The sequence below is a fragment of the Kaistella sp. CFF1-2 genome, from assembly GCF_059509915.1.
Window position 1 is genome coordinate 55,060 of the sequence record NZ_JCAKLF010000002.1, and the last position, 22,702, is coordinate 77,761.

A 22,702-nucleotide genomic window follows, 5' to 3' on the forward strand; every position below is an offset into this window, starting at 1 on the left:
AGCTTTTCGCTATTTCTACAACTTAAATTCAAGGTTGCTTCGAGTTTTTTTTCTCTATATTTGTTTTGCATAAACGCAAAGAATGGAGATCACACTACTTCTGGCAATACTATTATTTGCCTTTCTAATTTTTAAAAAACAAAAAAAATTAAGCGCCGAAAATCAAGACCAATTTAAAAATCTTGAAAGTAAAATTGACGATTTAAAAAAGCAATTAGCATCTAAACCGATCACGATTGAAAAAAATCAACCTTCGGAGTTAAGCCAAGAAGCACCAATAGAAAAACCTGTAACAGCCGAAGTTCCAATAGTAGAGAAAGAAGAAATTCCGATTGAAAAAGAAGTTATCGTCCCTACTGAAACTCATATAGAAGAGATCAAAAAAGTAGAAACCGTTGAAGTGGAAAAACCAGTTACTACAGCGGCATTTTCTTCAAATTACAGTCCTATAAAGGCGAAAAAAGAAATTGTTTTCGAAACAACAAAACCTTACGAACCTCTTATTCCAAAAATCCCTAAGAAATCGTGGATGGAAAACTTCCGCGAGAAAAATCCAGATATCGAGAAATTCATTGGAGAAAACCTTATCAATAAAATTGGTATTTTAATATTGGTTTTGGGTATCAGTTTCTTTGTAAAATACGCGATTGACAAAGATTGGATAAACGAACCGGCTCGAGTTGGAATCGGAATTTTAGCGGGATCCATCGTTATGGGAATAGCCCATCGATTACGAAAAAACTACGCTGCATTTAGTTCTGTTTTTGTCGCCGGAGCCATCAGTATTTTTTATCTCACCATTGGGATTGCGTACCACGATTACAAACTTTTTAACCAAACCGTTGCGTTTATTATCATGGTTGTCATCACCATTTTTGGTGCATTTGTTTCCATATCGTATAACCGAAAAGAACTTGCCATACTTTCATTAATTGGCGGATTTGCGGTTCCATTTATGGTAAGTTCAGGAGAAGGTAACTACAAAGTTCTCATGACATACATTGCGATTTTAAATATTGGAATGCTCATTATTGCGTATTTCAAAAAATGGAGTATTGTCACGCTTCTCGCATTTATTTTCACATGCATTCTTTATTCATCATGGTTTGGATATGAATTTTCAAGCGATCGATTGCCATATAAAGGCGCTTTTTTCTTTGCAACCCTATTCTATTTGATATTTAGCATTGCAACGGTGATTAACAACATCCGAAACAAAGGAAGTTTCACCAAGTTGGAATATTTCATTATGCTTACCAATACCTTCTTTTATTTTGGGATGGGAGCAACGATTATTGAAAATTGGAAACCAGAACTAAAAGGTGTTTTCACGATTGCATTAGCCTTGTACAACTTAGTTTTTGCGATTGTTCTCTACAGAAAATTCGGAATTAATAAGAATGCAATCTATTTCCTTTTGGGCTTAGCGCTTACGTTCATCACACTCACAATACCATTCCAATTCAACGGAAACTATATTACTCTTTTCTGGGCTACCGAAGCCGTTTTATTGCTTTGGTTATCTCAAAAATCAAAAATTCCAACATTCAAAGTTGGCGGAATTATCGTTCAAATATTAATGATATCCAGTTTGTTAATCGATTGGGGACAAGCTTACTCGCTTTACGAAGTGAAAGATTTAAAACCTTTATTGAACAAAATTTTCATCACCGGATTGGTTGCAGTAGCCTCTTTGGTCGCGACCTATTATTTGTTGAAAAAAGAAAAAACATCAACCAAATTCTATTTCTTAACAATAGATCCAAAAATATATGGAAACATTGCTTTAGTAGCTTCCGTTATTGTTGCTTATTTCGTGGGCATTTTTGAAGTTTCGTATCAGTCAATGGAATATATTCCCAACTATTACTCGGCGTTAGCGTACCCAATATTGTATCATTCCGTTTTTAGTGCAATCCTCATCTTTTTCTTGTTAAAAAACAAAAAAGCGGCAGGAGTTGTTATTGCTATTGCATTAGCGACGATTAACATCGCCTTGTACATTGTATTTGTTTACCAATTACCTTACAACGAGATTTTAGAAAATCAAAATCTTAACTTTAGCGGAAAGTCAGCGTATTACATTCATTATTTGCTTTTGTTATGCGTGGGCTATTTCCTTTACGTTCTTGTGAAAAACAGAACCAATGAGCACCTTTTCTTCGTTTTAGAAAATAAAATTACGCCTTGGATATTTGCGTTTTGTGTTGTTTACATTTTGAGTAATGAAGTAATGATCCACGGTTTATTACTAAACAACGATATTATAAACAAAGCAGAATTGGCAAAGAGATTCCCAATTTTGAAAGGAAACGAACATCGTTTTGACTATGATAAAGACTTGTATCTTAGAGATCACTATAATGTTGCAAAAGAACAAATTATCAAGATAGGTTATCCAATTCTGTGGGGACTTTTATCTTTCGTTTTTCTGATTTTAGGAATAAAAAAACAGAACAAAACACTTCGAATTATTGCATTATCCTTGCTCGGACTTACCATTGTGAAACTGTTTGTTTACGACATCAAAAACGTTTCAGAAACAGGGAAAATTATAGCATTTATTCTGCTTGGTGTTTTAATATTAATCATTTCTTTTGTGTATCAGAAGATAAAAAAACTGGTTGTTGATGAACCAAAAAACAATACTGATGAAGAAATTAGTTAGTCTTATACTCATATTTTTTGCGCTCCAAATTTCATTTGCTCAAAACTTTCAAGGCAAAATTAGCAGTGCTTCCCAAAACGGATTGCATAAAATAGAGTTCTCGCCTGATGTTGTTTCTGCAATGGAAAACAACGTCAACCATGTTAGAATTTTTGATGCAAAAAATAAAGAAGTTCCCTATGTTTTGTTTGATGGAAAATCATCAAATTCGACAACAGAAAACTTAACAATACAGTCGAAAACTGCCATTCCTAATGTAATGACGTCCGTTGTTATTTCGAATGAAAATGGACTTCAACTGAACGAACTTACTTTAAAAATAGCCAATACAGAAGTTGATAAAAAATACAATATCAGCGGGAGTAATGATGGAAAAGAATGGTTTGGATTGGTCAATAACCAAACGGTTTCTCAATTAAATGAATCTGGGAAAACGTCAGTCGATCGAAGTTTTAGCTTTCCATTAAACAATTACCGATTTCTAAAATTCGATTTTATAGATAAAAATTCACTTCCGATAAATGTTTTAAATGCGAGTTTAGAAAGAAACCATTCTGTTTCGAATGCAAAAATTTCTTTAGATAATTTTGAACAGAAAATCGTCCACGACACTAAAAACAAGCAAACAAGAATTGAAATTTCCTTCAAAAAACCGCAAGCAATAGACGGAATTGGTTTCGAAATCGCGTCGCCCAATTTTTATCTTCGAGATGCTAAAATCTTGGTAAACAAAACGAGAAACCTCAAAAAAAGTATCGAATCTTACGAGGAAGTTCTTAGTCATTTTGAACTTAACTCTAAATTGAAAAACCAATTTGATTTGTCCGATTTATTCGCAGATTCCTTTGTAATCGAAATTGATAATCAAGATAATCCAGAGCTTGACATTAAGAAGATTACAATTCTACAAAATCCGATAAGTATTTTAGCTGATGTAAAAGCCAATGAAACTTATACGTTACAAATTAATCCTCAATTTTCGGTTCCTAGTTATGATTTGGCGCAATCAGGAATTAATTTTAATCAGAACTATCCTAGTTTGACCGTTTCTAATGTAGAAGAAGTTCAAAAAACGGCTAAACCAGCTTCCGAAAAGGAATTCTGGCAAACACCTTTGTTCATGTGGATTTGCATTGTCATTGCCATTGTGATTATTGGTTATTTCTCGTTAGGCATGATTAAAGAAATGAATAAAAATGAATAACTACTTAGTTTCAATAAAATTGTTTTAAAAGAAATTGCGCGGAGCCTTCGGCTCCGCGAAAATCATATATAATGTGGTTTGAATAAGTTCCAGCGGCGGCGAAGCCGCCGCTGGAACTTCTCTTACATCATATCAATTGCTTTCAAAATTTCTTGTGTATTACTTTTCATTCCACCGATGTGACCTCCGCTTACTTCAAGCATTTTCTTCGGTTCGCTAGCGTTATCAAAAACAACTTTCCCTTGCTCGAAAAAGAAGCTTTCGTCTTTATTACTTCTGATAATTAACTTTGGAAGTGTATTCAAATCTTTCAAATCTGTTTTTGCAGAATACGGCGAAACTAACATTTGCTGAATCATATCTTTGTAATCGGGAGCGTAAGCCATTGCAATATCTGTGAACGAAGCCAATGCTAAAAAATAATTCTGAATGGTAAATTTTAAAACCTGAATGGTAAAAATGACGAATTAAAGTTCAATCTCTTCAGTCGGATCCCAGAAAATGGTTTTGAAATTCTGAATCTTATTGCCTTTCACTTCAACACCTTCTTGGTTGAGTTTCACAATAAATTTATCTAGACAAGAAGCCGTAATATAGCCACAAGCACCACAAACACGATGTGCAGGAAAATCAACAGCATAGTTTCGAAGCGCATTTCCCACATGTCGAGAATGATTTGGGAAACCAACGGCTTTTGCAATCGCGCCATACGTAGTCACGCGACCTTCCGGAATCATTTGGATAATTTCGAAAACTTGATCTTTAAATTGCTGATTCATCTTTTAAAAATACGCAATTTAACTTGGCAACAACAAACTTCCGTCGCCGTAACTTAAAAATCGGAAATCATTTTGAAAAGCATATTCGTAAATTTCTTTCCACTTATCGCCTATCAAAGCCGAAACCAACAACAATAAAGTCGATTGTGGCTGATGGAAATTAGTCACCAACCCTTTCGCTATTTTAAACTGATAAGAAGGCGCTATAATAATTTCCGTTTCCACAGAAACATGGGTTTGGTTATTCATTTTTAGCCAATTAATAAAGGCTTTAAGAGCATTTTCTGCAGAAACTAAATCTTTAGTTTCATACGGTTCCCATTGCGTAACTTTTAATTTTTCAACGGAAATAGTAGGATCGTGAGCAATTTTATTTCCCATCCAATAGATACTTTCCACCGTTCTCATGGATGTTGTTCCAACAGGAATAATGGGTTGAATAACTTTAGAAAGTAAATTTTCTAGAAACTCCAATGTAATATTCATACATTCCGAATGCATAATATGATCTTCCATCGTCTCTGTTTTCACCGGTTTGAACGTTCCTGCACCAACGTGTAGCGTTGTAAACAAAGTTGAAATTCCATTTTCAGAAAGATCATCTAAAATACGTTTTGTGAAATGTAAACCAGCGGTTGGAGCGGCTACAGAACCATCATGTTCGGAATAAACCGTCTGATAGGTTTCTTCATCGGTTTTATCGGCAATTCGTTTGATGTATGGTGGAAGTGGTGTTACTCCAGCGGCATCGACAACGTCTGCAAAAGGTAATTCCTCGGGCGTCCATGCTAATTTCACCACATAGGAATCGGGTAGCTTTTCAACAATTTCTGCTGAAAGTTCTACTTCTACTCCATTGACTTGAAGTTTTTTTGTAAGATGTGGCGCTCGCCATTTCGCTACTTTTCCAATAAGACATGTCCACAAAACAGAACCTTGCTTCTGAAAACACGCTTCATAGTTCACATTTTCGCCGTAAGGTTCCAAACAGAAAACTTCAATAGTAGCGCCCGTTTCGTTCTGAAAAAAGATGCGTGACTTAATCACTTTCGTATCATTGAAAACCAAAACAGAATCTTTCGGTAAGTACGACGAAATATGTTGGTAAATATCCTGTGAAACTTCACCGTTTTTATACACCAATAATTTGGAAGAATCTCTAGGATTGGCAGGATTGTACGCTATTTTTTCGTTGGGCAAATCGTAAGTAAAATCTTCGATTTTCAGTTCTCGTGGATGCATCTTGCAAATTTCTGAAAAACTTTTCTTTTTCAATAATTTTTCGCCATGAGATTAACATATTCAATAGAACCTCCTATTTTTAGGTATTTTTCATATCTAATAAAATGATGATATTTGAAAATTATATATTTAGCCAAAAGATGAAGTTGTTTTTACTGTATTTCTTTTTGTTGTTATCAACCCTATCCAACGCACAACATATACCAAATAAAAAACAAGTTGACAGCCTTACAACGCTGCTTAAAACCTCAAAATCCGATAGTGTAAAAACGCGCATTGCTTTTTTACTATCTGATCATTGGAGCTATTCCGACAGTATAAAATCAAAACAATATCTACTTCAAGGCGACAAAACCGTTGGGACAAATTCCTATTTAAAGGCAGTTTCTGCATTCTACGAAGCCAATTATTTGTTTGATGTTAATCCAGAAAAAGCAAGTAAGAAGTTTCTTGAAAGCGAAAAAATGTTTTCAAAGTTCAATACGACGGAGTCATATAAATTTCGAGCTAGAGCTTGGAGAAGTTACGGGATTCTTTTGCAATTGAAAAACAATGAAAAAGGAATGATGGAGACTATACAGAACAAAGCGATTCCACTTGCGGAAAAAGCGAATGCTCATGATTTAGTAGGAATTTATTACACCGATATCGGTATGGTACTGATGAATCAATTACTGTACAAACAAGCTGAAGAAAAGCTGCAAAAAGCCGAAGAAATTCTTGAAAATACTAAGGTTGATTTGGATCGACTTCTTGTTGCAAAAATTTATCGAGCCCGAACCCTTTGCTTTTTAAAACAGTCGAAACAAGCAAAAGTAATTATTGACCAGACGGACCAACTATTGCAAAAACGCCCACTTTCTGATATTCATTTGGATAATTTACTTAATAAAAGTTTGTATTATCGAACGACTAATCAAAACGAAAAAGCGGCAGAAATTTTAAAAGAAGGAATACAAATCGCGGAAAATCTAGGAAATACAATCCAGAAAAACAGTTTGCAATATCAATTATACAAAGTCTATACAGAACTCAACCAATACAACAATGCTTTAGATGCGTTAAAAAAAACGTATAACAATAAGGTATATGATTTCACCGAAGAACAAGCGATGTTCAGCTATGAATTTTCGAATACGTATGAAAAGTTGAATGATTACAAAAATGCTTATTTATGGCAAAAAAAATACAGTACCATTCGCGATACCATGTACGCTAAAAACCTGAAAGAGGAAATCGCAAAAACGGAATTAAAATTTAATAATACGGTAAAAGAGAAAAAAATACTTCAATTAGAATCCGAAAAAAAAGAAGCTCTTCTAAAACAAAAAAATCAAAATCTACTTAATTGGTTACTCGGAATTGGAATTTGCGTTTTCTGTTTAGCTCTAATTTTTGTTGGCCTATTGTATCGAAATCATAAGCGAAACTCAAAATTCGAACTCAAGGAAATACAACAAGAGAAAAAATTACAACTTGTAAAAGCAATGATGGAAGGCGAAGAAACCGAAAGACAACGTATTGCGAGAGACCTTCATGATGGTTTGGGCGGAACTTTATCTGGAATCAAAATAAAATTATCGGGGCAACAAAATCCAAAAACAAACCCTGTTTTGGATGAAACCATTCATCAACTCGAAAAATCGATCGATGAATTGAGACGAATTTCTAGAAACATGATGCCCGAAACCCTTGTTCGTTCCGGTTTGAAGATTGCGTTGGTCGATCTTCAACATTCTTTAACGACTCAAGACACAAAAGTTGAGTTGCAAACGAACGATTTTGATGCGAATATGGAACTCAATTCACAAGTTAACATTTATCGTATTGTTCAAGAGCTTTTGATAAACGCGATTAAACACGGTGAAGCCAAACACGTGTTGATCCAATGCATCCAAAACGAAAAAACTTTTTTCATCACGATTGAAGATAATGGTAAAGGATTTGATCCTTCTAAAAAAACTATTTCCAAAGGAATTGGTTTAGAAAATGTAAAAAATCGCGTTACCTACCTCAACGGAAAAATTGACATTGATAGCGCAATCAATCAAGGAACCACAATAAATATAGAAGTGTATGTCTGAAAACCAGAAAATCATTGCGATTGTAGATGATCATCCTATTGTTGTTGATGGTTTGAAATCTCTTTTGCAGTCGGTAAACAAGTATGAAGTAATCAGTTTCTTCAATGGAAAATCGGTGATTGAAGCCTTTCAAAATCAAAAAATAGACATTATTCTTCTTGATATCGTTTTGCCAGATGGAAATGGAGTTGATTTTTGCAAAGAAATAAAAACGTTAAGTCCAGATACAATCATCATTGGTTTTAGCAATCAGGCAGAACAAAGTACGATTAATACGATGTTACAAAACGGCGCTTCTGGCTTTATTCTGAAAAGTGCTCCCTCGGAAGAAATTTTAGACGGAATCGAAGAAGCTGCTAAAGGAAAAATGATTTTGAATGACGAAATCCGAAAATTGATGTTCGAAACTTCTAAAAGTGAATTCCCATCAATCACCAAGAGAGAAAAACAACTTATCGAACTTCTAGCCCAAGGAAAAACAACGGCGATTATTGCCGATGAGCTTTTCCTTAGCCGCTTTACTGTGGACACCTACAGAAAAAATCTTCTCCAAAAATTCGATGTAAAAAACACCTCCGAATTACTAATGCTTCTCGTTCAGAATAAAATGATCTAGCAGAATACCCTAACATTAGGAGGGTGAAAAACCCTAATCATTGGTATTGTATAAGGTATATATCGACTCTAACTTTGTAGTATTAATTTTAAGGTCAATGATATGAAATACCTATCGACACTTCTCCTGTTTTTATTTGGAGTTCTAATAACCAACGCACAAAACAGAGTTGAAGAAAAGATTTTTCCAACTCAGAAATTTGATGCCGAAGCAGCAAGAATCGGTTTAGCAAAAGGTACGACCACATTAAAGGGAAAAGCAATAACAAAAGCGACACCAGGTAAAAGCAAGCAATGGGTAATAGGTGCTCCCTCTCTTATTGGCATCAACGTTACGGTGGAGCTATTTCCTTACACGCCTTATTTTGACGAATGGTACAATCTGAAAAAGAAAAAAGAAAATCTAAGAAAAAATAAGATTGTATACATGGATACCGAAGCGTACAAATACAAATTAACCGCAGTAACAAACGAAAAAGGAGTATTTGAATTCCCCAACATGAAACCAGGAAAATATATTTTATTTACCATAATTCCCTGGAAAGAAGGCGTTTCAAAAAGATATTACAACGGAAGTCAATTTGATGGAAATTCGGGACGAATGGTCAACTATTATACCGACGAAAACTACACTTTACAGCAACATTCTAGAGTCATGCGAATAATAGAAATTGAAGAAGGAAAATCCGAAGTAACGCAACATTTAAGATAAATTATAAAAAAAACAGGTATGAAAAGTAGAACGAACACAATTCTGGTTTTCCTTTTTGCATTAGTAGCTTTCACGTTTGCAAGCTGCAGTAATGGTAGCGATGATGACAATGCAGGTGGCGGAAGCGGAATATTAAAAGCGACCATAAATGGAAAAGAAGTTGTTTATACGAATGTGAGAGCTCGATGGGTAGATAACAGTAATTATCTTGAAATAATCGGTAAGCACGATAATACGAATTTGATGATTACAATTTTGACAGATGCCCAGAAAGTACCCGCTGGATCGTATTCTTTAGATGATAACACACCGTATTCCATTTTGGCTGTCCATAACGAGATGCTAGAAAACAACCAACAAAAAAATCATACAGCATCTAGAGGAACAACTTGGAACGATGAATTTTCATTTAAAATAGATGAGATTTCTTCATCCAATATTAAAGGAAGTTTTTCAGGAATTATGGTGGTTGGTCAAGCATCACAAGTTCTTAGTACAATGACCGTTGAAAACGGATCTTTCAATATTCCTCTAGCAAATTAAGTTCAATTTAAAAAAAAGATTCATGGAATATTTACATATAAAAAGGTCGATACAAAAAATACTGTTCCTATTGGCGATCGGACTTTCTCTTCATTCATATTCGCAATACCAAGAAGACGATTACGCTTCCGGAGAAAAGATTTTTCCATCGCTCAAATTTGATGAGGCTGAAGCACGAAATGCATTAGCAAAAGGCACCACAACCTTGAAGGGAAAAGCATTTACGAAACGGAGAGATCCTTTGGGTTTTAAAAATCCTTTTGCAGACAAAATTTATGCAAATCAAATTACGGTAGAACTTTTCCCTTACACAGCATATTATGCCGAATGGTATGATCTGAAACGAAAAAAAGAAAAAGTAAAGAAGAACAAGATAGTTTACATGGATTCCAAAGCTTACGAAAATCGATTAACCTGCGTTACAAATAAAGTTGGCGACTTTACGTTTCCCGAGATGAAGCCCGGAAAATACATACTCGTGGGAACCCTTCCTTGGAATGAAACCGGATATAATGATCGGTATAACGGGTCTCAATTCGATGGTAATTCCGGAAGAACGATCAACTATTATCGTAGAGAACATTACAGAATTACCCATAGTGATTTTCTGATGAAAATTATCGAAATTAAAGAAGGAGAAAAGCTTGTAAAAGCGGATCTTAGATAACGTAACTCTCTATTTTTAAATTTTAACACGAACTTCTACAATGTTGTAGAAGTTTTTTTTATTTAAATAAATTGCAAACCAGCATAAATTCTACCATTTTTTCCCTAGTTTGTTCCCTCAAATCAACATCATTTAAAAATGGAAAACACGGCAAAAAGAGAATACCTACCCTGGATTGATCTTTTACGAATTTTAGCTTGCTTTATGGTTCTCATTTCACATAGTTGCGATGCTTTTGTAGGAACTTTTGATGGAAGTTCAACGTTTGTGACAGGTGTTTTCTGGGGAAGCCTTGTTCGCGCTTGTGTTCCTCTATTTGCGATGATGTCAGGGATTTTGCTTTTTCCAGTAACCACCGATTTAGCTACATTTTACAAAAAAAGAATCAAAAGAATAGTGGTTCCGTTGATTTTTTGGTAGATTATACTTCCAATCTGTTTTTACATATATCTAAATTTCATTAAAACCAGTAATAGCGCGTTAATTGACATGAATAATTTTACAATTAAAGCCACATTAACCAAAATATTCACTGCGGTTTTCAATTTTAATTACGATACAACGCCTTTATGGTACATTTATATGCTCCTTGGATTGTATTTAATCATTCCTATATTCGGTGTTTGGATTAATCATGCGAGCAAAAAAGACCTCAAAATATTCTTAAGCTTTTGGATTGTTTCTTTGTTTATTCCGTATATAAAAATGCTAGCTCCAGCACTTGGCTTTCCAGGAAATTGGGGAAATAATGGGATTTGGGGAGTGAGTAATTGGAATGAATTCGGGACGTTCTATTATTTTTCTGGGTTTTTAGGGTATATTATTTTAGCGTATTATCTTCTAAAATATCCTGTGAACTGGTCTTGGAAAAAGACGTTAAGCATCGCTATTCCTACATTTATAGTTGGCTTCGCAATAACCATGTCGGGATTCATATTGATCCAAAAATATTCTCCCTCTGATGTTGCTAATCTTGAACAAGTTTGGTATTTCTGCAGCATCAATGTCGCTATGATGACTTTTGCTTTGTTCATCGTTTTTCAAAAATTGAATATAGAACCATCAGCCCTAATTAAAAAGGTTTCGGCGGCAACATTTGGAATTTTCCTTTCGCATTTTATTATCGTTCAAATACTAACGGATGTATTTTTAGATTTGAATACGCTCCCAACAACGGTAAAGATACTATCGATTGCTATTTTAGGATTTATTATTAGTTATGTCATAACTTTGGCTTTTGATTCGAATCGTTTTACAAGACGATTTGTGAAATAATGTAAAAAATAAACTATGAAAAAGACATTTTTTAAATTTCTGAATAAAATTACTCGAGTCGTTTTACCCAAATTCGCGAAGAAAGATCCTTTGAAACTAACCAAATTTGAAAAGGTTTTGTTGGGTATTAAATACTATGTTTTGATTAATTCGTTGGATGATTGATTGTTGTTTTGACATCTTTTGGAGTTATTTCAAAAGTTCTCGATACAAAATTCTTTCAGAATTTCACTCGAACTGACTTGAGCAAAAAAATATGTAGAGATGAATCTATATTCTAAATCGCCGTCACTTCGAGTAGCGAAGCGTATCGAGAAGTTTTTGACAAGAAGTTCTCGATACGAGTTTTGCAAACACTACTCGAACTGACGTGAAATAATAACGAAAAAGTCGCGTGAGGGATGCGGCGGGTGCGACCGAAGGGAGCAGTGCGAAGCACCGAAGCGAAGCGGAGCCCAAAGCAGCCCGACCTCAGCGGCTGGAAAGCTTTGGCGAGGGGCACGCCCAAAAAAAAATGCCCAACACAAGGTTGAGCAATTTCTATATTTTGATTTCCGAATTAAGAATTCTCCAAAATGTATGTAAACATCAATGGTGCGCAAATAGTTGCATCTGATTCCACGATGTATTTTGGTGTATCGATATCCAATTTCCCCCAAGTGATTTTCTCGTTAGGAACAGCTCCAGAATACGATCCGTAAGATGTTGTAGAATCTGAAATCTGACAGAAATATGACCAGAAAGGTACGTCTTCCCACTCCAGATCTTGGTACATCATCGGAACAACGCAAATTGGGAAATCTCCAGCGATACCTCCTCCAATTTGGAAAAATCCAACGCCTTTTCCACCTGAATTTGCACGATACCACTCCGTTAAGTAAATCATATATTCAATACCTGATTTTACGGTGTGAACATTAAGATTTCCTTTGATAACGTTAGATGTAAAGATGTTTCCTGTGGTAGAATCTTCCCATCCTGGACAAACGATTGGCAAGTTTTTCTCCGCCGCCGCTACAATCCAAGAATCTTTAGGGTCGATTTCGTAATATTGTTCTAGAACTCCAGAATTCACCACTTGATATAAGAATTCGTGTGGGAAATATCTTTCGCCTTTTTCTTCGGCTGCATGCCAAACATCTTCCAAATGCGTTTGCAATCTTCTGAAAGCCTCCTCTTCTGGAATACATGTATCGGTAACACGGTTATAGTGCTGATCTAAAAGTTCTCTCTCCTGCTCCGGCGTTAAATCACGGTAGTTAGGAACTCTTTTATAATGCGAATGTGCAACAAGATTCATTACATCTTCCTCCAAGTTGGCACCTGTACAAGAAATAATATCCACTTTACCTTGACGAATCATGTCCGCAAGAATTTTACCCATTTCTGCCGTTGACATTGCACCAGCAAGAGTAATCATCATTTTCCCGCCATCTTTTAGGTGGGCAACATAACCTTTAGACGCGTCTACAAGTGCAGCTGCGTTAAAGTGTAAATAGTACTTTTCAAGAAATTCTGAAATTGGTCTATTGCTCATTTTTGAAATTTGTTTTTGCAAAGATAGGGATTAGACTTGAGAGTAAAAGATCTGAGATTTGAGACTTTTACTAAATTTGTTAATTCTAAAGTCTTGCGTCTCATGTCTCGTATCTAAAGTCTAAATTTCCGATTTTCCTTCTTTTCAGAATGTTGCTTTTTTTGATTCAAACGTTTTTCTTTGGAACCTTTGGTGGGTTTTGTTGCTTTTCGATTTTTTGGAATAAAAAGAGCTTTATCCACTAAAACAAGCATTTTTTCGGTTACGATTTCTTTGTTCTCCAATTGCGAACGCGATTCTTGCGAACTCAGTTGCAAAAATCCCTCCGAATTGATTTTATTCTTGAGTTTTTCTAAAATCAAAAGTTTTTCTTCCTCCGAAAAATACTGAGAAGCAGACACGTTCCATTTAGCTGAAACCATGGTCTCCACTTTATTGACGTTCTGTCCGCCAGCTCCACTACTTTGAGCGGTTTTATATTGTATTTCCGATGTAAAGTTTTTCATTTTTGAAGTTACAAGTTAGAAGTTAGAAGTTAGAAGTTAGAAGTTAGAAGTTAGAAGTTAGAAGTTAGGCAAAAGTAATTCATAATTCATAATTCATAATTCATAATTCATAATTCATAATTCATAATTCATAATTTTACTTAAAAGTGCTCTCCTATTAACCTTTCCATTAGGCGTTCTTGGAATTTCATCCACAAAAAGAATTTCTTTAGGCTTGTGAAAGGATTTTTCGAATTTGAGATTTGAGATTTGAGATTTTAAATTATCTTGATTCTTGGTTCTTGATTCTTGGTTCATTTCAACAACTAATACCAATTTCTGCCCTAAAGTTTCATCTGGAGTTCCTAAAAAAACAACTTCATTTGAAATTTCTTTTTTAACCAAAGCTTCTAATTTTTCAGGGAAAATTTTTGCACCACCAGAATTGATGACATTATCCACTCGACCTAAAAACCGAAATTGATTTTCATTGATAATTTCAACCAAATCATTGGTTTGCAAGACTTCAGAATTAAGTTCTGGGGCATTGATTGTTAAGCATCCACGATCATCTTTTGAGATTGAAATGCCATCAAACAATTTAAAATACGTTTCTTCAATTGGAAAAATTTGTCGCAAACCAATATGGGAAAGCGTTTCTGACATTCCGTAAGTTTCGAAAATTTGATTTTGCAATTTGAGATTTGAGATTTGAGATTTGAGACTTGTAGAAACAGAAGCTCCACCGATAATTAACTTTTTAATCAAATGCAATTTGTCCAGCGAATTTTCCACTTGCAATGGCGTCATAGCGCAGAAATCAACTTCTTGTTTTAGGTTTTCTAATGGCTTTATTGAAGGATCTGAAATCGTTAATTTTAAATTTCTCAAAATAGAACGAACCACCATCATTTTCCCTGAAATGTATTCAACCGGTAAACACAATAAAGCGGAATCACCATCTTTCAAATCAAGAAAATCACAGGTCTTTTTTGCCGAAGCTAACATTCTCGATTTCTCAATTTCGAAAATTTTGGGAGTTCCTGTCGAGCCCGAAGTTTGAACCTCTACTTTTTCCATATCCGAAAACCACGAATTAATAAAAATTTGTACTTTTTTTTCGAATTCTGAATTAGGTTGTAATTCTTTTATTTTGAGATTTTTAAAGTCTATTGTTTGCATAAAGCCCATGATTGAGGGATAAAATTATCAATAATTTTTTAGAAAAGACTTGCAAATACAGAAAAACGTTGTATATTTGCACCACAATAAACGACAGACCCATGGTGTAACGGTAGCACTCCGGTTTTTGGTACCGTCTGTCGGGGTTCGAATCCCTGTGGGTCTACAAACCATCTGATTTTTCAGATGGTTTTTTTTATTAAAAAAATCTGAGAAATTTTTCTCAGATTTTCTATTATTCGTCTTCAGACTCTTCTTTTAGTAAGTCCTTTTCATCAAAATCGTCGTCCCACTCATTTTCGTCTTCCCAATACAAATCTTCATCATCACTATCGCCATCAACATCATCGAAAGAAGCCGTGTCCACTTGAAAATTCATCGCATATTTCGCTTTGATTGCATCGATAACTTCCTGAAACTTCATCAATTCTTCAATCTCATCTTCAAACGCATCTTTTCCAATGACTTCAAGTCTATTAAGGTCATTTTTCACACTCCATTCCAAATCATGAACCAACGGTTGAATATTGGAATTCCCTGATTTCAATTGCTGAATAATCTCCTGCAATTGACGACGGTATTCAACATGATTATCTTCAAAACTATTCATCGTATTCATCAATTAAAAAGCCTTCCAAAGAAGGCTCGTATTTTACATTCTATTAACTGTTCCTATCCCTAGTAATCTCAAGGATTTTTGAATCGTTTTTCCAGTTAATTCAGACAAAAACAAACGGAATTTCTTCACATTTTCATCTTCATTATTCAAAATTGGATTGTTTTGATAAAATCCATTATAGGTTTTCACCAAATCATAAACGTAATTCGCTACATGCGCCGGACTCAAACTTGCTGCTGCTCTCGCTACAGTATCTTTATACTCGGACAAAACGGAAATCAGTTCCTTCTCATACTCATTTGGAACTATTTCCTTAGAATATGTTTCGTAACCAGCTTCCGCTCTTGCCAAAAGCGATTGAATTCGAGCGTATGTATATTGAATAAAAGGCCCTGTATTACCATTAAAATCGATACTTTCTTCTGGATTGAAAAGCATTTTCTTCTTAGGATCTACTTTCAACATGAAATATTTCAAAGCTCCTAAACCAACCGTTTCATACGATTTTTCTTTCTCTTCGTCAGTCAGATTCTCAAGCTTTCCAAGTTCTTGCGCCTTCATTTTTGCCGTTTCATACATTTCCTGCATTAAATCGTCAGCATCTACAACTGTCCCTTCACGCGACTTCATTTTACCATGTGGAAGCTCAACCATTCCATACGACAAATGGTATAGTTGATCCGCCCATTGATAACCCAATTTCTTTAAAATTTTAAATAAAACTTGGAAATGGTAATCTTGCTCGTTTCCTACGGTATAAATCAATCTCTGGATATCATTCTCTTTGAAGCGCTCAACTGCTGTACCCAAATCTTGAGTCATATACACCGAAGTTCCGTCTCCACGAAGCAATAATTTTTGATCTAAACCTTCATCGGTAAGATCTACCCAAACCGATCCATCGTCTTTTTTGAAGAAAATCTTCTTATTCAAACCTTCTTGAATAATATCTTTTCCTAGAATATAGGTTTGACTTTCGTATTGAACTTGATCAAATTGAACCCCCAATCTATTATATGTTTGGTTGAAACCAGCGTACACCCAAGAGTTCATCATGTTCCATAAATCACGAACCGTTTGATCTTCTTTTTCCCAATCTAACAACATATTCTGAGCGTCCAAAATAGAAGGTGCTTGCTTTTTCGCTTGCTCCTCTTCTATACCTTGACTTTTCAGGTCTTCAATTTCTTTTTTATAATTTTTGTCGAATTCTACATAATAATTCCCTACCAATTTATCACCTTTCAAACCTGTAGATTCTGGAGTTTCTCCGTTTCCATACTCTTGCCAAGCCAACATAGACTTACAAATATGGATTCCACGATCGTTGATGATTTGGGTTTTAATAACCTTATATCCATCTTCCTGAAGAATGGAAGCAATGGAAAATCCTAACAAATTGTTACGAATATGGCCTAAGTGAAGCGGTTTATTGGTATTCGGAGAAGAATATTCCACCATTACTGTTTCGTTTTTAGGTTGAATATCATCAAACCTATCAACAATGGTAGAAAGTGTTTCTACAAATAGAGAATCCTTTAATTTTAAATTCAAAAAGCCTTTAACAATATTGTAGCTTTCAATATAATCAGAATTTGATAGTTCATTTCCCAATTCGGTCGCAATCCCATCAGGACTTTTCTTCAAAAGCTTCACCAGCGGAAATGTAACCACGGTAAAATCACCCTCAAAATCAGATTTTGTTTTTTGTAACTCAAGCTCTACATCTTGCAATTGATACAGATTAAGTAAGGATTTTTGTATTTCTTTTTGTAGTATTTCTTTAGAATTCATCTGAAAATATTGTCCTGCAAAGATACAAAATAAAAAAACCAAATCTAGCCATTACAAAAGGGCTGCATGAAAATCATACAGCCCTCAGAGTTTAACTAAAAAGTTTTATGGTTTTTTAACCAAAGTCATAGATCTACCAGTAAACTGTTTGTTTACAGTATACTTGAACACCATAGTTCCTGTAACAGGATCTACAGTACCAGTACCACTAGCAGCATAACCCATACCTGTAAGGTCAGCATCAATTACTGTTAGTTTTCCACAAACATCACTGATAATAAAGCCATAGTCAGATGCGAAAGCATTGTCTCTACTAATTCTATAAGACCCGTCGCCATAATCCGCATCAACAGATTTTACCGTTACGTTTCTAGTTGGTGTGTTAGTATAGTAATAATTTCCTGCTAAAGCTGAAGCACAAATACCTGTAAGGTTAATATTCATTGTACCTCTATTGTTAGATGCAGTTTCAGAAGATTCTTTAATTTTAATCACTAAAGGAATCGCTTTTGTTGTACTCAGTTTTGCTGTGTTGACTTGGATCAACAAGTTTCCTGAGTTACTTCCCGCTGGAATATGAATTTCTTTACTCGGGATAGTTACTTCTACACCGTCTTTAGCAACCGATGAAGGATCAACTTCTATTGTTGCAGTAACGTCTTTATCTAACGGAAGACCTTTCCCCCCAAAATATTGCACAGGAATAATGTAATCTCTTACTTTTCCATTTGCAAAGAATGTAACATCCGCAGTACTCTTAGGAAACTGAACCACGATAGGACCATTTCCAAAATCTAGTTTTTCATCCTCAAGTAAACAAGAACTTAGCGTCAAAAGACTAAATAAAACTAGAAATATATTTATACTTATTTTTTTCATAATAATTAGACTATTAGATTAACGTTGCCAAAAGATTTTCTGATTGAAAGCTGTTTCTGGCGTTTGTGTTGGAACATTATTAGAGTTGGTTGCAACTTCACTTACAGGAATCAACAATCTGTAAGGTCTTGTTGTTCTACCAGATTCTGCTGGAATTGGCAATCCTTTAGGAAAACCTGTTCTGTTATATTCAAACCAAGACTCAATTGAAGACGTACCATTTAAAGCTGCCCATTTCTGCGTAATGATTGCTTCAATCTTATCAGTAGACGTCGCAAAGTTTACATTTTGTATTGCTTGAGCTAAATACGTATTTGCTTCAACTGTTGCATTTTCAACTCCAAGGAATGTAAATGATTCTTGAACCGCTTTGTTGTATAAAGCTTCTGCATTTCCAGCTAAGAATCCTCTTTGAACTGCTTCAGCTTGTAAGAATAAAGCTTCAGACAAAAGCATTAATGGCTGATCTTGAGTAGGAGTCTTGATAAGACCTGGTCCAACCTTAGACAAATCGTTAGATGTAAAACCTACCCCTGGCAAAGTTGTTTTTTGAGGAGCACCTTTGAAAGCACCACCTGTTTTTGCAGGAGCATACAATCTAGCCAATCTCTTATCATTATTATTAGTAAAGAAATCAATAGCAGTGTCGGTTGCTACTGTAAAGTCATTTCTATCTGTTTGATTTCCTGTACTCGCTGCCTTAAACAATCCATAGAAAGGGTTCAATTTACCAACATTATCTGAATAAAAAGTTGCACCAGCAACACTTACGTTAGCCGTAATAAATCCTTTTCCGTTAGCTGTAATTTTTGCAATCTCGTCTTTAATAAAAGAATCTTGTTTGGTATTGGTTAACCTCATCAACAATCTTAATTTAACAGTGTTTGCAAATTTTTGCCACTTCACAACATCACCACCAAAAATAATGTCTTTTGCACCAGGATTTTCTGCTGTTAAAGGCATGTTATCTAAAGCTGGAACAACTTCTGTCATTTTTAGGATAAGATCCTTATAAATGTCTTCAGCTTTGTCGTATTTTGGTGTTAGATTATTTTGTCTTTGATTAGCCTCCGTATAAGGCACATCACCATACGTATCTACCAAATGTTGATACTGGTATGCTTTCAAGATTGATGAAATCCCTTTGTAATACGAATAATCAATTACACCAGCTGGATCTGTGAAATTTTCAACATATGTTAAATTTTTGAATACATTTAAATACGATGTCGTAAAAATTCCAGTTTGAAATGTTGACGTAATCTGATATCTTGTAAAATCCTGATTTGCAGACCAGTTTGATGGCGTAGCCCAATTATACATGAAATACTGCCCAACAATTGTCATTGTGGTTGCATTAAGATTGACTAATTGATCTTGAGCAACAGGTAATGTTAACCCCGGATTACTCACCGATGGATTATTCGGGTTTTCATTAACATCATAAAACTCATCTTTACAACTTACCACTGCAGAGAGTGTAAGCAATGCAAAAACTGATTTAAGTATATATTTTTTCATTTTCATTATATTAAAAATTTGCAGTTAATTTAAATCCAATAATTCTTGTAGGTGGCGTCTGCGCTTGGTTACCAATACCAATAGCATTTCCTGTTGTAAAGTTAAATTCTGGATCTGATAATACATTCGTTTTAGGTAAGAACATAAATGGATTTCTTGCGTAAACTCCAAAAGTAAGTCCTGTAAGTCCCATGCTCTGTACTAAATTCTTATTCATATCGTAGGATAATGAAATCTCTCTAATCTTTATTGCTGAGGCATCTGAAACGTAATTTTCTTTTACAGTGTTATACTCATCCCAGAATGCATTTCCTCCACCAGAAGTTAATCGATCAGTATTCGCTATAAATCCTCCATTACCATCTGAATATGACGAGTTAGGAAATACAAACGGCATTCTACCAGAAGAAGCACTATGCTCTGACAAACCTGTAAATTCTAATAAATCTCCTAATTGATTGTAGAAAACATGTCCTGTTCTATAATCTGCAGCAACATACAATTTGAATCCTTTATAACCGATTGTTGTATTAAGACCATAAATAGAGGATGGAGTTGTTTTACCCATATCTTTCAATCCACTTGCAATAATAGGGTCCCCATCATCACCAACAATTACTCTTCCTTGAGGATCTCTCTCGTAATGTGTTGTTTTAATGATTGTAAATGGTCTTCCTAAAACAGCATAAATATAAGCTGCCTCTGCATAACCACCTAAACTTACTTCATCTACACCTTCAATTAGGTTTTCTACCATTGAACCGTAGTATGAATAGTTAAATCCAACATCCCAAGTGAATTTTGGCTTTCTAATAATTCCTAAATTCAAATCCGCTTCAATACCTTCACTCATCATATCCCCAATATTGGTAGTATATGAATTCGCTCCAGAAGCAACTGAAGTTGTAAATGCTAAAATTTGTTTTGTTGTATTCGTTCTAAACGCAGTAAGATTGGCTGTGATTCTATTATTTAAGAAACCTAATTCTAAGCCAACTTCTTTAGAAAGGGTAAATTCTGGACTTAAGTTTGGATCAGTAGCACCGTTACCTTGAGTTAATCCTGGCAATGCACCATGTGGGAAGCCTGCAGCAGTACCAAATGTTTCATTGATTCTGTACGGATCTGTATCTTTACCTGATCTTGTAATGTTAGCACTTAGTTTCATGTAGCTAAGTCCCTTAGCCGTAACCATTCCTGGAAACGCACTAGATGCGATGAAAGAGATACCTCCACCTGGATACCAATACGATCTATTCTCTTTACTTAAAGCAGAACTCACGTCATTTCTAACAGATCCGTTTAAGAATAAGAAATCTTTAAATCCGATTGTTGCATCCCCATAGAAACCAATTTTTCTATATTTAGACTCACTTTCTCCACCTCCTAATTCACCAGTTCTTGTAGAAACATTCCAGAAATCTGGAATAATAAGGTTAGAACCTGAAACGTTAATAGAGTTCGCGTTTTCAATTCTTACGTTATAACCAACGTTAGCTTTCAAATTGAAGGATTCCGAAATATCTTTATCCATACTGATTAAGAAATCCGAATTGAATCTATCCGTTGTCGTTTGGGAAGTCGAAGTTGATGCTCCATATTCATCCATTGTTGAATAGGTATGCTCTAATTCAAAAGCATATCGCAACGCTCCCAAGTTTGTTTTTACTCTTTGGTTATTGAAAGTGTAACCAACAATTAATTTCGCAGACAACCAATCATTGAAATCATATTTCATATCTCCAATGAATGTAAATTCATTAAATTTAGACGTTTGTCTGTTGTTGTCAATGATGAAATAAGGATTTTCATAGAATCTGTAGTATGAAACTTCATTTCTAGTATAATAACCATCTCTCCAATTTTTCATTTGAGATAATGGAATATGCATTGGTGTATTCAAAATATTCCAATACAAAGGACGTCCTTGTCTTCCTGCAGCTGTAGGAACTACATCTGATTTTGAAGTAAAGAATGAAAAGTTACCATTGTACTCAAGATTTCCAACTCTTTTACCAGCCTTCAATCTTACGTTAGTTCTATTATACTCATCTTTTGGAACAATACCTGCTTTATCAAAGAAGTCCACAGAGAATAACATATTAGAATCTCTATCACCACTAGAAACCGTAATACCATTACGATACCCCATTCCTGTGTCAAAGAAATTCTTGTGATTATTCTTAATAGGTCTGAAAGGAACCATCCAAACATCCCCATTATCATACGTTTCTGAAGCTGGAACTAAACTACCATCGTATCTAGGACCCCAGTTTACGTTTTCTAAAGGATATAAGGTACCGTCAGGAAAACCTCCAACCCCAAATTCGGATTGCATCTTCGGCATAAACGAAACAGATTCTGCTTCTACAGCCGAATTTAAGGTCACTTTTAAGCGGTCAGATTTTCCTTTTTTCGTTGTAATAACGATAACCCCGTTCGATGCATCGGAACCATATAATGCGGATGCATTGGCCCCTTTAAGAACAGTAACCTCCTGAATATCATCAGGGTTAATTCTGTCTAGAACACCTCTTGGAGCAGGAAAACCATCAACGACTACTAAAGCTTCGTTGTCTCCTCCAATACTTCTAAAACCCCTTAAAATAACTCTTGTTGAAGGGTTAACACCATTATTAACGACATTAACATTCAAACCTGAAACCTTACCAATCATTACTGATGCAGCGTTAGTTGCATTTGTTGCTGTAAGATCCTCGTCTTTAACTCTACTTACCGAGTAAGACATCTCTTTTGGTTTTCTTTTAATACCGATTGCAGTTACTACAACTTCATCGATATCTCTTGTTTTAGTTGTATCTGTTTGCGCATTGGCAACCACAAAAGCGGATGTTAGCACTACAGCTAAAACATTTGTTGTTAGTTTCTTCATATC

19 protein-coding genes, 1 tRNA gene and 1 pseudogene are annotated in these 22,702 nt (G+C 35.0%); 10 read left to right on the forward strand and 11 right to left on the reverse strand.

Annotation, left to right across the window (positions count from 1 at the left end; genetic code table 11):
• Window positions 1-82: 82 nt before the first annotated feature.
• Window positions 83-2,668 carry a DUF2339 domain-containing protein gene (locus AC5XHR_RS05395; RefSeq protein ID WP_495949764.1) on the forward strand — a complete coding sequence of 862 codons (2,586 nt, stop codon included), beginning with the start codon at window positions 83-85 and terminating at the stop codon, window positions 2,666-2,668.
• On the forward strand, window positions 2,652-3,872 hold the full coding sequence (locus tag AC5XHR_RS05400; protein ID WP_495949765.1) for a hypothetical protein: 1,221 nt from the start codon (window positions 2,652-2,654) through the stop codon (window positions 3,870-3,872). The genes AC5XHR_RS05395 and AC5XHR_RS05400 overlap by 17 nt, the downstream gene beginning before the upstream one ends.
• A 122-nt stretch (window positions 3,873-3,994) precedes the next feature.
• On the opposite strand, the gene AC5XHR_RS05405 is transcribed toward AC5XHR_RS05400, so the two are convergent.
• Genes AC5XHR_RS05405 through AC5XHR_RS05415 form a run of 3 tightly spaced genes read right to left on the reverse strand, consistent with a single transcriptional unit; the run spans window position 3,995 to window position 5,893 of the window.
• A complete protein-coding gene (locus AC5XHR_RS05405; protein ID WP_495949766.1) occupies window positions 3,995-4,282 on the reverse strand; it encodes a hypothetical protein in 288 nt (95 codons plus the stop codon).
• 57 nt (window positions 4,283-4,339) lie between these two features.
• Entirely contained in the window at window positions 4,340-4,651 is a 312-nt protein-coding gene (locus tag AC5XHR_RS05410) for an MGMT family protein (protein ID WP_495949767.1), read from the reverse strand.
• An 18-nt stretch (window positions 4,652-4,669) separates the two neighbouring features.
• Window positions 4,670-5,893, reverse strand: a complete 1,224-nt coding sequence (locus AC5XHR_RS05415; RefSeq protein WP_495949768.1) for an S-adenosylmethionine:tRNA ribosyltransferase-isomerase — start codon at window positions 5,891-5,893, stop codon at window positions 4,670-4,672.
• Between the two features lie 140 nt (window positions 5,894-6,033).
• Here AC5XHR_RS05415 and AC5XHR_RS05420 point away from each other — a divergent pair, with 140 nt between their 5' ends.
• From AC5XHR_RS05420 to AC5XHR_RS05450, 7 genes and pseudogenes are all read left to right on the forward strand, one after another.
• The gene (locus tag AC5XHR_RS05420; RefSeq protein WP_495949769.1) at window positions 6,034-7,977 is read left to right on the forward strand and encodes an ATP-binding protein; all 1,944 of its coding nucleotides are present in this window, start codon (window positions 6,034-6,036) and stop codon (window positions 7,975-7,977) included.
• Window positions 7,970-8,593 carry a response regulator gene (locus tag AC5XHR_RS05425; protein WP_495949770.1) on the forward strand — a complete coding sequence of 208 codons (624 nt, stop codon included), beginning with the start codon at window positions 7,970-7,972 and terminating at the stop codon, window positions 8,591-8,593. The genes AC5XHR_RS05420 and AC5XHR_RS05425 overlap by 8 nt, the downstream gene beginning before the upstream one ends.
• A gap of 102 nt (window positions 8,594-8,695) precedes the next feature.
• A complete protein-coding gene (locus AC5XHR_RS05430) occupies window positions 8,696-9,304 on the forward strand; it encodes a hypothetical protein (RefSeq protein ID WP_495949771.1) in 609 nt (202 codons plus the stop codon).
• 18 nt (window positions 9,305-9,322) lie between these two features.
• Window positions 9,323-9,847 (forward strand): hypothetical protein, encoded by a 525-nt coding sequence (locus AC5XHR_RS05435; protein WP_495949772.1) that lies wholly within the window; start codon window positions 9,323-9,325, stop codon window positions 9,845-9,847.
• Window positions 9,848-9,869: 22 nt separating this feature from the next.
• Window positions 9,870-10,514, forward strand: coding sequence for a hypothetical protein (locus tag AC5XHR_RS05440; RefSeq protein WP_495949773.1), 645 nt, complete (start codon window positions 9,870-9,872; stop codon window positions 10,512-10,514).
• Between the two features lie 138 nt (window positions 10,515-10,652).
• A pseudogene (locus AC5XHR_RS05445) lies at window positions 10,653-11,789 on the forward strand (acyltransferase).
• 15 nt (window positions 11,790-11,804) lie between these two features.
• Complete coding sequence (locus tag AC5XHR_RS05450) at window positions 11,805-11,954, forward strand: hypothetical protein (RefSeq protein WP_495949774.1); 150 nt, start codon at window positions 11,805-11,807, stop codon at window positions 11,952-11,954.
• Window positions 11,955-12,348: 394 nt separating this feature from the next.
• Here AC5XHR_RS05450 and AC5XHR_RS05455 read toward each other — a convergent pair whose 3' ends face one another.
• The 3 genes from AC5XHR_RS05455 to AC5XHR_RS05465 form a co-directional block, all read right to left on the reverse strand.
• Window positions 12,349-13,326: a deoxyhypusine synthase family protein gene (locus AC5XHR_RS05455; protein WP_079666860.1), complete on the reverse strand. Its 978-nt coding sequence runs from the start codon at window positions 13,324-13,326 to the stop codon at window positions 12,349-12,351.
• Window positions 13,327-13,439: 113 nt separating this feature from the next.
• The gene (gene arfB / locus AC5XHR_RS05460) at window positions 13,440-13,832 is read right to left on the reverse strand and encodes an alternative ribosome rescue aminoacyl-tRNA hydrolase ArfB (protein ID WP_495949775.1); all 393 of its coding nucleotides are present in this window, start codon (window positions 13,830-13,832) and stop codon (window positions 13,440-13,442) included.
• Window positions 13,833-13,946: 114 nt separating this feature from the next.
• Entirely contained in the window at window positions 13,947-14,993 is a 1,047-nt protein-coding gene (locus AC5XHR_RS05465; protein WP_495949776.1) for an AMP-binding protein, read from the reverse strand.
• Window positions 14,994-15,088: 95 nt separating this feature from the next.
• Here AC5XHR_RS05465 and AC5XHR_RS05470 point away from each other — a divergent pair.
• A tRNA-Gln gene (locus AC5XHR_RS05470) sits at window positions 15,089-15,159 on the forward strand.
• A 69-nt stretch (window positions 15,160-15,228) separates the two neighbouring features.
• Here the strand turns inward: AC5XHR_RS05470 and AC5XHR_RS05475 are convergent.
• The 5 genes from AC5XHR_RS05475 to AC5XHR_RS05495 form a co-directional block, all read right to left on the reverse strand.
• Window positions 15,229-15,612, reverse strand: coding sequence for a hypothetical protein (locus AC5XHR_RS05475; protein WP_495949777.1), 384 nt, complete (start codon window positions 15,610-15,612; stop codon window positions 15,229-15,231).
• Between the two features lie 33 nt (window positions 15,613-15,645).
• Entirely contained in the window at window positions 15,646-17,406 is a 1,761-nt protein-coding gene (gene argS, locus AC5XHR_RS05480) for an arginine--tRNA ligase (protein WP_495949778.1), read from the reverse strand.
• A gap of 105 nt (window positions 17,407-17,511) precedes the next feature.
• Window positions 17,512-18,285 (reverse strand): DUF1735 domain-containing protein, encoded by a 774-nt coding sequence (locus AC5XHR_RS05485; protein ID WP_495949779.1) that lies wholly within the window; start codon window positions 18,283-18,285, stop codon window positions 17,512-17,514.
• An 18-nt stretch (window positions 18,286-18,303) separates the two neighbouring features.
• A complete protein-coding gene (locus AC5XHR_RS05490) occupies window positions 18,304-19,806 on the reverse strand; it encodes a SusD/RagB family nutrient-binding outer membrane lipoprotein (protein WP_495949780.1) in 1,503 nt (500 codons plus the stop codon).
• 10 nt (window positions 19,807-19,816) lie between these two features.
• Window positions 19,817-22,699, reverse strand: a complete 2,883-nt coding sequence (locus AC5XHR_RS05495) for a SusC/RagA family TonB-linked outer membrane protein (RefSeq protein WP_495949781.1) — start codon at window positions 22,697-22,699, stop codon at window positions 19,817-19,819.
• Between the last annotated feature and the right edge of the window lie 3 nt (window positions 22,700-22,702).

Excerpts from the sequence above, each read along its gene's own strand:
- AC5XHR_RS05455 (WP_079666860.1), bottom strand. The coding sequence starts at position 13,326 with ATGAGCAATAGACCAATTTCAGAATTTCTTGAAAAGTACTATTTACAC.
- AC5XHR_RS05410 (WP_495949767.1), bottom strand. The coding sequence starts at position 4,651 with ATGAATCAGCAATTTAAAGATCAAGTTTTCGAAATTATCCAAATGATT.
- AC5XHR_RS05490 (WP_495949780.1), bottom strand. The coding sequence starts at position 19,806 with ATGAAAAAATATATACTTAAATCAGTTTTTGCATTGCTTACACTCTCT.
- AC5XHR_RS05495 (WP_495949781.1), bottom strand. The coding sequence starts at position 22,699 with ATGAAGAAACTAACAACAAATGTTTTAGCTGTAGTGCTAACATCCGCT.
- argS (WP_495949778.1), bottom strand. The coding sequence starts at position 17,406 with ATGAATTCTAAAGAAATACTACAAAAAGAAATACAAAAATCCTTACTT.
- AC5XHR_RS05440 (WP_495949773.1), top strand. The coding sequence starts at position 9,870 with ATGGAATATTTACATATAAAAAGGTCGATACAAAAAATACTGTTCCTA.
- AC5XHR_RS05485 (WP_495949779.1), bottom strand. The coding sequence starts at position 18,285 with ATGAAAAAAATAAGTATAAATATATTTCTAGTTTTATTTAGTCTTTTG.
- AC5XHR_RS05425 (WP_495949770.1), top strand. The coding sequence starts at position 7,970 with ATGTCTGAAAACCAGAAAATCATTGCGATTGTAGATGATCATCCTATT.
- AC5XHR_RS05415 (WP_495949768.1), bottom strand. The coding sequence starts at position 5,893 with ATGCATCCACGAGAACTGAAAATCGAAGATTTTACTTACGATTTGCCC.
- AC5XHR_RS05435 (WP_495949772.1), top strand. The coding sequence starts at position 9,323 with ATGAAAAGTAGAACGAACACAATTCTGGTTTTCCTTTTTGCATTAGTA.
- AC5XHR_RS05450 (WP_495949774.1), top strand. The coding sequence starts at position 11,805 with ATGAAAAAGACATTTTTTAAATTTCTGAATAAAATTACTCGAGTCGTT.
- AC5XHR_RS05465 (WP_495949776.1), bottom strand. The coding sequence starts at position 14,993 with ATGCAAACAATAGACTTTAAAAATCTCAAAATAAAAGAATTACAACCT.
- AC5XHR_RS05420 (WP_495949769.1), top strand. The coding sequence starts at position 6,034 with ATGAAGTTGTTTTTACTGTATTTCTTTTTGTTGTTATCAACCCTATCC.
- AC5XHR_RS05400 (WP_495949765.1), top strand. The coding sequence starts at position 2,652 with ATGAAGAAATTAGTTAGTCTTATACTCATATTTTTTGCGCTCCAAATT.
- AC5XHR_RS05475 (WP_495949777.1), bottom strand. The coding sequence starts at position 15,612 with ATGAATACGATGAATAGTTTTGAAGATAATCATGTTGAATACCGTCGT.
- arfB (WP_495949775.1), bottom strand. The coding sequence starts at position 13,832 with ATGAAAAACTTTACATCGGAAATACAATATAAAACCGCTCAAAGTAGT.
- AC5XHR_RS05430 (WP_495949771.1), top strand. The coding sequence starts at position 8,696 with ATGAAATACCTATCGACACTTCTCCTGTTTTTATTTGGAGTTCTAATA.
- AC5XHR_RS05395 (WP_495949764.1), top strand. The coding sequence starts at position 83 with ATGGAGATCACACTACTTCTGGCAATACTATTATTTGCCTTTCTAATT.